The following is a 9,086-nucleotide window of genomic DNA, read 5'->3' as shown; positions in this document are numbered from 1 at the left end:
CCTGGTCCGGGCCGCGGCGCTGTCCGCCATGGCGCACACCGGCTGCACCGAGCAGGCGGCGGCTCTGGCCCGTATGGCTCTGACCGACCCCGCCTGGCAGATCCGCCAGGGGGCGGCGGCAGCGCTGGCCGTGGCCGATCCCCTGGAGGCGGTCGCCCCGCTGATCGCCGCGACCCGGGACACCAACCTCGATGTGCGCAAGGCCGCCGTCCGCGCCCTCGGGGGCCTGGCGGCGGGCCGTCCGGAGGTCCGGGCGGCGCTCGAGGCTGCCGTCGCCGATGTGGACGCCGATGTCCGCGCCTTCGCCCGCATGGGCCTGTCCGACGCTCGTACCGAACTCACCGAATCCCCGACCACCGACACCGCGACAGGCTGAAGGAGACCTCTGATGGCGCAAGCATCCAACCGGGTCGACGTACCGGTCACCATCGACGAATCCAAGTGCATTGACGGATGCACCCTCTGCGTGGACATGTGCCCGCTGGACTCACTGGCCATCCACCCCGAGACCGGCAAGGCGTACATGCACGTCGACGAGTGCTGGTACTGCGGCCCCTGCGCGGCCCGCTGCCCGGTCGACGCGGTCACGGTCGACATCCCCTTCCTGCTGCGGTGACTGGAGCCTGACATGTATCCCTTTCCGCATCCTGTCCCACGGCCCTCGCTCCCGCATCGGTCCCGCCGTCGGCTGTTGCTCGCCGTAGCCGCCGTACTGGGGCTCGGCGCCAGTGCCTGCGGTACCGACACCTCGGCCGGTGGCTCCTCGACCGTGGTGGTCAACATCGGCTACCAGTCCAAGACCATCAACACCGTCACCGCCGGCACCCTGCTGCGCGACCGCGGCACCTTCGAGCGCAAGCTGAACGCCATCGGCAAGACCTCGGGCGCGCACTACAAGGTCGTCTGGCAGGACTTCCCCTCGGGGCCGCCGCTGACCGCCCAGATGATCGCCGGCAAGGTGGACATCGGCTCCATGGGCGACTACCCGGTCCTCGTCAACGGTTCCAAGACCGCCGAATTCCCCGACGCCAGGTCGGAACTGGTCGCGGTCACCGGCTACAACCTGCGCGGATCGCTCAACCAGGTCGTCGTGCCGAAGGATTCCCCAGCGCAGAAGCTGACCGATCTGCGTGGCAAGGTCCTGTCCACCAGTGTCGGTTCGGCCGCACACGGAATGCTCGTCAACGCCCTCCGGAAGAACGGGCTGAGCCCGGACGACGTCAAGCTGCTCAACCAGGAACCGGCGGTCGGCGCCTCGGCGCTGGAGGGCAAACAGGTCGCCGCGCTGTCCCAGTTCGTGCCCTGGCCGCAGCTGATGGTGTTCCGCAAGCAGGGCAGGCTGCTCTACGACGGCGGATCCAACGGCGTCCCGACGTTCCACGCCGTCGTCTCCCGCAAGGCGTTCGCCGACGATCACCCCGAAGTGATGCGGGCCTTCCTGGAGTCGGTCCGCGACACCGCGGACTACCTCAACAAGCACCCGCTGGCCGCCGCCCAGCAGGTCGCCAAGGTCACGGGAATCGAACCCGAGGTGGTCTACCTCTACAACGGACCGAGCGGCCTGGTGACCTTCGACCCGACCATCAAACCCCAGCTGGTCGACGCGCTCTCCAAGGACCTGCCCTTCCTCAAGGACCTCGGCTCGGTGAAGGACCTGGACCTGGACAAGTTCGTCAACGACAGGTATCTCCGCAAGATCTACGGCGCCTCGTACGACGCCGCCGGCAACAGCACCGCGTCCCCGAGCAGGCTCGGCGGCCAGGACCCCGTCTGCCACGAGTCCGTCAAGGATCCGAGCACCGCCTCGGAGGTGTGGTTCAGCGGTCAGAAGTCGACCGGGGTGGCGGTGACTCCCACCTGCCTGCTGCGGCAGATCGCCGCGCACGGCGGGGAGGTACGCGCCGCCTACGTCCCGGACGCGAAGTACGGGACGCGGATGTTCGCGTCCGCCGCGACCTGGGTGCTCGACCCCGACCGGTCCGCGAACTCCCGGCTGCTGCCGTACGCGGTGGCCGCGGACGCGGACTCCTATCTGGCGGACCACCCCGACGCCCGCAGGCTCGGCTACGAGGCGGCCCTGGAGGCCGCTTCGTGAGCCCGCCACGCTCGCAGGAGCCGCGCTTCGGCACCACCCGTCGCAGAGCCGAGTAGGTATCGCAGGTATCGCAGGAAAGAGGACGCATGACAACGACTCCCGTCTCCCAGCAGTCCCTGACACCCACCGGTGATCCGATCACCGTCATCCCGCGATCACGCCCCGGTCTGCGCCCGCTCACGGCGCTCGGCGGGTGGCCGCGCCGGCTGGCCGCCGTAGTGCGGGCGGCGCTGCCGCTGACCGCGGCGCTGCTGATCTGGTACCTGCTCACGGCCGACAACGTCGTCCTGTGGCTGCGCTTCGACAAGGTGCCCGGCCCGGTCGAGGTGTTCCACACGCTCAGGGGGCAACTGACCTCCGGCAGCTACTACCAGGACCTGCTGGCCAGTGTGCGCCGCATCCTGCTCGGCTTCGGGCTCGCCGCGGTGAGCGGGGTGGCCATCGGCATGGCGATCGGGCGCTCCCGGGTCGTCCAGTCACTGGTCCGGCCGCTGATCGAGGTGGCCCGGCCGATCCCGGCGATCGCCCTGGTCCCGCTGGCGATCCTCGTGTTCCCGACCGGCGAGCAGGGCATCGTCTTCATCACCTTCTTCGCCGCGTTCTTCCCGGTGGTGGTCAGCACCATCCACGCGATGAAGACCCTGCCCAAGGTGTGGGAGGAGGCCGCCCGGACGATGGGCGCCCGCCGGCTGTCCGTACTGGCGCACGTGGTGCTTCCGGGAGCGATGCCCGGCATCTTCTCGGGGCTGTCCGTCTCGATGGGGGTGGCCTGGATCTGCGTCATCAGCGCCGAGATGATCTCCGGCCAGTTCGGCATCGGCTACTACACCTGGCAGTCCTACGGCCTGCTCGACTACTCCGGCGTGATCGTCGGAATGCTGTCCATCGGCATCCTGGGGTGGGGCACGGCCTGGCTGGTGGAGCGGCTCGGGGCGCGCATCAACCGCTGGCTGCCGAGGAACGCCCGGTGAGCGCGGGAGCGCGGGTCCGGCTGGAAGGAATGAAGCTCGCCTTCGGCGACATGCCGGCCGCCGAGGTCGACCTCGATGTACGGCCGGGAGAGATCGTCGTCCTGCTCGGACCGTCCGGGTGCGGGAAGTCGACCGTTCTGCGGGCCCTGGCGGGACTGCTCACACCCACCGCCGGGCGTGCGGAGGTCGACGGGAAACCGGTGGGTGGGACCGACACGGTCTGCGCGATGGTCTTCCAGGAGGATGCCCTGCTGCCCTGGCGTTCGGCGGCGCGCAACGTCGAGTACGCCCTGAAGCTGCGTGGCGTGCCCCGGGGCCGGCGGCGTCAGGAAGCGGAGGAACTCCTGGCCCAGGTCGGTCTGGAGGGCTTCTTCGACCACCTGCCGGGCCAGTTGTCGGGCGGTATGCGGCAACGTGTGCAGCTCGCCCGGACGCTGGCCACCCGCCCCCGGGTGATGCTGATGGACGAGCCGTTCGGCGCGCTGGACGCCCAGACCCGCTCGGAGATGCAGCAACTGCTGATCTCCGTCTGGCGGCAGTACGGGACCACGATCCTTTTCGTCACCCATGACGTGGACGAGGCCCTGTTGTTGGGCGACCGGGTCGTCCTGCTCAGCCCCCGCCCGGCCGTCGTACGCGAGATCGTCGACATCCCGGGACCGCGGCGTCCGGGGGCCCAGTTCGAACCCGAATTCGCCCGTCGCCGCTACGAGATCCTCGCCTCGCTCGGGGACGCTCCGCCCGCCGAGCTTTCCCCCGAAGGCGCCTGAAGCACCGGTCGACCGCAACCGCGCAGGTCTTCCGCACCCCCGCGCCAGGTCTTCCGCACCGTCAGAGGCCGACCGAGCCGAACCGCTGCGGGTCGTTCGATCGACCCCACACCAAAGGAGTCACCTCATCATGACTTTCGTCATCGGGGCCGCGTGCGTCGACGTCATGGACCGCGCCTGTGTCGACGAGTGCCCGGTGGACTGCATCTACGTCGGGGAACGCATGGCCTACATCAACCCCGACGAGTGCATCGACTGCAGCGCCTGCGAACCGGTCTGCCCGGTCGAGGCCATCGCCACGGTCGAGGAACTCGCACCCGAGGACGCGCCGTTCGTCACGGAGAACGCGCGCTTCTTCTCCGAACCGCTGCCCGGGCGGGCCGAGCCTCTGGGCTCGCCCGGCGGTGCCGCGGACCTCGGTCCTCTCGGTGTCGACACACCCTTCGTCCAGAGTTACATAGCGCCATGAGCGGCACCGACGCCGGCCCGGTGGGCCCCGCAGGCACCGAACAGACCGAACAGACCGAACGGACCGAACAGACCGAACGGACCGAGCAGCTCGAGCGGGTGGTCATCCGGTTCGCCGGTGACTCCGGAGACGGCATGCAGCTCACCGGTGACCGGTTCACCTCGGCGGCCGCGGCCTTCGGCAACGACCTGGCCACGCTGCCCAGCTTCCCCGCCGAGATCCGCGCCCCCCAGGGCAGCATCGCGGGTGTCTCCTCCTTCCAGGTGCACTTCGCCGACTACGACATCCTCACCGCCGGCGACCGGCCCGATGTGCTCGTGGCCATGAACCCGGCCGCGCTGAAGGCGAACCTCGCCGACCTGCCTCCGGGCGGCACGGTGATCGTGAACACCGACGAGTTCACCCCGCGCAACCTGGCCAGAGCCGGCTACCGCTCCGACCCGCTGGAGGACGGCACTCTCACCTCCTTGCAGGTTCACCAGGTCGCCATGACCACCTTGACCCGGGGCGCACTGGCGGACTCCGGTCTGAGCAAGAAGGACGCGGAGCGGGCGAAGAACATGTTCGCCCTGGGTCTGCTGTCCTGGATGTACCACCGTCCGACCGCCGGGACCGAGCGGTTCCTGCGACAGAAGTTCGCGCGCAGGCCCGAGATCGCCGAGGCGAACATCCTCGCTTTCCGGGCCGGCTGGAACTACGGCGAGACCACCGAGTCGTTCGCCGTGACGTTCGAGGTCGCCCCCGCGACGGCGCTGACTCCGGGCACGTACCGGCAGATCACCGGCAACACCGCCCTGGCGTACGGAATCGTCGCGGCCGGGGCCAGATCCGGGCTGCCGGTGCTCCTCGGCAGCTACCCGATCACCCCGGCCAGCGACATCCTGCACGAGCTGTCCCGGCACAAGAACTTCGGCGTGACCACGGTGCAGGCGGAGGACGAGATCGCCGCTGCGGGCGCCGCGCTGGGAGCCTCGTACGGCGGTGCCCTGGGCGTGACCACCACGTCCGGACCCGGTCTCGCCCTCAAGAGCGAGACGATCGGCCTGGCCGTGATGACCGAGCTGCCGCTGCTGGTGATCGACGTACAGCGCGGCGGTCCGTCCACCGGCCTGCCCACCAAGACGGAGCAGGCGGATCTGCTGCAGGCGATGTTCGGGCGCAACGGAGAGTCCCCGGTGCCGGTACTCGCGCCGGCCACCCCGGCGGACTGCTTCGACACGATGCTCGACGCGGCCCGGATCGCCCTCACCTACCGGACCCCGGTGCTGCTGCTGTCCGACGGCCATATCGCCAACGGCTCCGAGCCCTGGCTCGTCCCGGACGCCGCGCAACTGCCCGACCTGAGCGTCGAGTTCACCACCGAGCCCAACGCCCCCGACGGATCCGGCGGTTTCTGGGGCTACCTGCGCGACCCGCACACCCTCGCCCGGCCCTGGGCGGTGCCCGGCACTCCCGGACTCGAACACCGCATCGGCGGCCTGGAGAAGGCCGACGGCACGGGCGACATCTCGTACGACGCGGACAACCACGACCGCATGGTGCGACTGCGGCAGGCCAAGATCGACGGGATCACCGTGCCCGACGCCGTGCCGGACGACCCGTCCGGCCGGGCCGAGGTCCTGGTGGTGGGCTGGGGCTCGTCGTACGGGCCGATCGGCGCCGCCGCACGCCGTGTCCGGCGGGCCGGGCACCCCGTCGCACATCTGCATCTGCGGCACCTCAACCCCCTGCCCGCCAACCTCGGCGAGGTGCTCGCCGGCTACCGGCGCGTCGTCGTCCCGGAGTTGAACCTCGGCCAACTCGCGCTGCTGCTGCGCGCCAAGTACCTGGTCGACGTCGTCTCGTACACGAAGGTCGCCGGTCTTCCGTTCGGTGCGGAAGAACTCCAGGGCGTCTTCACCGACGTGATCGAAGGAGTGCGGACATGACCACCCTCGACCTCGGCCTGCCCGGCATCGGCGGACAGGCACTGGTGCCCGAGTCCGACACGAAGCTGTCGCCGAACGACTTCAAGTCCGACCAGGAGGTGCGCTGGTGCCCCGGCTGCGGTGACTACGCCGTCCTGGCCGCTGTGCAGGGCTTCATGCCCCGGCTGGGGCTGAAGCGGGAGAACACCGTGTTCGTCTCCGGCATCGGCTGCTCCTCCCGCTTCCCGTACTACATGAACACCTACGGGATGCACTCCATCCACGGCCGCGCGCCGGCCATCGCCACCGGTCTGGCCGTCGCGCGTCCCGATCTGTCGGTGTGGGTGGTCACCGGCGACGGGGACGCTCTGTCGATCGGCGGCAATCACCTGATCCACACGCTGCGGCGCAATGTGAACCTGACGATCCTGCTGTTCAACAACCGCATCTACGGCCTCACCAAGGGCCAGTACTCGCCCACCTCGGAGCCCGGAAAGGTCACCAAATCGACCCCCGTGGGTTCGGTCGACTCCCCCTTCGACCCGGTCTCGCTGGCCCTGGGCGCCGGTGCCACGTTCGTGGCCCGCGTCCTCGACTCGGACCGCGCCGGGCTGACCCGCGTGCTCACCGCGGCCGCCGAACACCGGGGCACCGCGCTCGTGGAGATCTACCAGAACTGCCCGATCTTCAACGACGGCGCCTTCGAGGTTCTGCGGCGGCCCGGCGAGCGGGAGCGGCGGCTCATCCCACTGCTGCACGGCAAGCCGCTGCGTTTCGGCGCCGAAGGGGAGTTCGGCGTCGTCCGTACCGGCTTCGGAGGGCTGGAGACGGCGAAGGTCTCCGAAGTGGGGGAGGAGGCGCTGGTGGTGCACGACGCCACCCTGGAGGACCCCTCCTACGCCTTCGCCCTGTCGCGGCTGTGTTCCCAGGATCTCGCCCACGTCACCGGCGTCTTCCGTTCCATCAGCCGCCCGGTCTACGACGATCAGGTCCGCGCCCAGATCGAGCAGGCCAGGAGCACCACACCCGCCGACCTCCAGTCCCTGCTCGCCGGCAAGGACACCTGGACCGTCGCCGGCTGACGCCGCCCCTTCCCCCGGCCCTCACACCCAGCGCCCCACGGATTCGGAGCCCCCGCCTGTGACAACCGCACAGACCCACGAGCACGCCGCCCCGGCCACGGACACGGTCCGCAAGGCGCTGTCCGCGGTCCTCGACCCGGAGATCCAGCGGCCCATCACCGACCTCGGGATGGTCAAGGAGATCACGGTGGGCGCCGACGGCGCGGTGCTGGTCGGCATCTATCTGACCGTCTCCGGCTGCCCGCTGCGCGAGAAGATCACCGCGGACGCCACCGCCGCGGTGTCCGCGCTGCCCGGCGTGCGAGAGGTGCGCATCGAGCTCGACGTGATGAGCGACGAGCAACGCACCGAACTGCGCAGGAGCCTGCGCGGTGACACGGACGAGCCGGTGATCCCCTTCGCCCGGCCCGGCTCACTGACCCGGGTCTACTGCGTCGCGTCCGGCAAGGGCGGAGTCGGGAAATCGAGTGTCACGGTCAACCTGGCCGCCGCGATGGCCTCCCGCGGCTTGTCGGTCGGTGTGCTGGACGCCGACATCTACGGCCACTCGGTTCCGCGCATGCTGGGAGTGACGGCGGGCCCCACCCGTGTCGAAAAGATGATCATGCCGCCCCGGGCGAACGGTGTGAAGGTGATCTCCGTGGGGATGTTCACCTCGGACAACGCGCCGGTGATGTGGCGCGGCCCGCTGCTGCACCGCGCGCTGCAGCAGTTCCTCGGTGAGGTGTACTGGGGGGATCTCGACGTGCTGCTGCTCGACCTGCCGCCCGGCACCGGCGACATCCCCATCTCCCTCGCCCAGTTGCTCCCCCACTCCGAGATCCTCGTGGTGACCACACCCCAGGCGGCCGCAGCCGAGGTGGCCGAGCGGGCCGGGGCCGTCAGCCTGCAGACCGGTCAGCGGGTGGCCGGGGTGGTGGAGAACATGTCGTGGCTGCGGCTTCCGGACGGTTCGACGACGCGGCTCTTCGGCTCAGGCGGCGGCCGAACGGTCGCCGCTTCACTGTCCCTCGCGCTGGGCACGGACGTCCCCCTGTTGGGTCAGGTGCCGATGGACCCCCTCCTGGGCGAGGCGGGCGACGCCGGTACGCCGCTGGTGCTGAGCGCTCCCGAGGCTCCCGCGGCGGTGGCGCTCTGCGGAATCGCGGAGGGACTGTCCGCACGCAGTCGTGGCCTGGCCGGTCGCCGGCTCCCGGTCAGCCTGTCATGAAGCATCCGAGTGTGCTCGTTGATCCGTCCGGCAGGCCGATACTCACGCTGTCACCGCTGCCGTGGGGACCATTTGGGGACCACACGGTGCTGGCGATGTTGAACGGCACGCACGGGGACGCACGTTCTGCGCCCTGGTTCTACCTGATATGTGTAGGTAGTTCCTGTGGCTCTCACTCCTGGGGGTCAAGGGGTCGCAGGTTCAAATCCTGTCGTCCCGGCTCGTATGAGTCGCAAGCAAGGGCTGTTTTCGGAGGCATCCGAAAACAGCCCTTGAGTATTTCCCTGTCCAGGTTCCTCCGCAGCCGAGCCGGAACCCCTGCCGTGACGTAGGCCACCCGTGTGCATCCGCATCGTTTGTGTTTGCGTTCGCGTCGGCTGGAAAGTGGCTCCGTAGTCACCGGACGCGGCAATCCGGTGGATGGTGACCGAAAGCCGGAAAGAGGAGGTCCGATGTCCTCGAAGCGACGTCGTAAGAAGAAGGCCCGCCGCAAGAACGGCGCGAACCACGGCAGCCGTCCGCAGTCCTGAGCGTTCTGCGGGCGCGCCGACGCGAACGGGTGGGTGGCAGGTGCCACCCACC

The 9,086-nt window shown here is 69.7% G+C and carries 9 protein-coding genes; all 9 read left to right on the top strand.

What is annotated here, in order from left to right; translation table 11 throughout:
• Positions 1-376, top strand: a 376-nt coding sequence (locus ABZ281_RS24370) for a HEAT repeat domain-containing protein (RefSeq protein ID WP_356658641.1), incomplete at its 5' end; no start/stop codon positions are given.
• Positions 377-388: 12 nt separating this feature from the next.
• On the top strand, positions 389-616 hold the full coding sequence (locus ABZ281_RS24365) for a ferredoxin family protein (protein WP_067022061.1): 228 nt from the start codon (positions 389-391) through the stop codon (positions 614-616).
• 75 nt (positions 617-691) lie between these two features.
• Positions 692-2,095 (top strand): ABC transporter substrate-binding protein, encoded by a 1,404-nt coding sequence (locus ABZ281_RS24360; RefSeq protein ID WP_356658639.1) that lies wholly within the window; start codon positions 692-694, stop codon positions 2,093-2,095.
• A gap of 86 nt (positions 2,096-2,181) precedes the next feature.
• Positions 2,182-3,066, top strand: coding sequence for an ABC transporter permease (locus ABZ281_RS24355; RefSeq protein ID WP_356658637.1), 885 nt, complete (start codon positions 2,182-2,184; stop codon positions 3,064-3,066).
• Positions 3,063-3,836, top strand: a complete 774-nt coding sequence (locus ABZ281_RS24350; RefSeq protein WP_356658635.1) for an ABC transporter ATP-binding protein — start codon at positions 3,063-3,065, stop codon at positions 3,834-3,836. Before ABZ281_RS24355 ends, ABZ281_RS24350 begins: the two co-directional genes overlap by 4 nt.
• A gap of 130 nt (positions 3,837-3,966) precedes the next feature.
• Positions 3,967-4,305, top strand: a complete 339-nt coding sequence (fdxA, locus tag ABZ281_RS24345) for a ferredoxin (protein ID WP_356658633.1) — start codon at positions 3,967-3,969, stop codon at positions 4,303-4,305.
• Positions 4,302-6,233 carry a 2-oxoacid:acceptor oxidoreductase subunit alpha gene (locus tag ABZ281_RS24340; protein WP_356658631.1) on the top strand — a complete coding sequence of 644 codons (1,932 nt, stop codon included), beginning with the start codon at positions 4,302-4,304 and terminating at the stop codon, positions 6,231-6,233. Before fdxA ends, ABZ281_RS24340 begins: the two co-directional genes overlap by 4 nt.
• Positions 6,230-7,294, top strand: a complete 1,065-nt coding sequence (locus ABZ281_RS24335) for a 2-oxoacid:ferredoxin oxidoreductase subunit beta (RefSeq protein WP_356658629.1) — start codon at positions 6,230-6,232, stop codon at positions 7,292-7,294. The genes ABZ281_RS24340 and ABZ281_RS24335 overlap by 4 nt, the downstream gene beginning before the upstream one ends.
• 58 nt (positions 7,295-7,352) lie before the next feature.
• A complete protein-coding gene (locus ABZ281_RS24330) occupies positions 7,353-8,504 on the top strand; it encodes an Mrp/NBP35 family ATP-binding protein (protein ID WP_356658627.1) in 1,152 nt (383 codons plus the stop codon).
• Positions 8,505-9,086: the final 582 nt, after the last annotated feature.

Source organism: Streptomyces sp. NPDC006265, from assembly GCF_040613555.1.
Classification (GTDB): Bacteria; Actinomycetota; Actinomycetes; order Streptomycetales; family Streptomycetaceae; genus Streptomyces.
The sequence above is the reverse complement of the archived record's forward strand: the minus strand, read 5'-3'. Positions and strand labels throughout refer to the sequence as shown.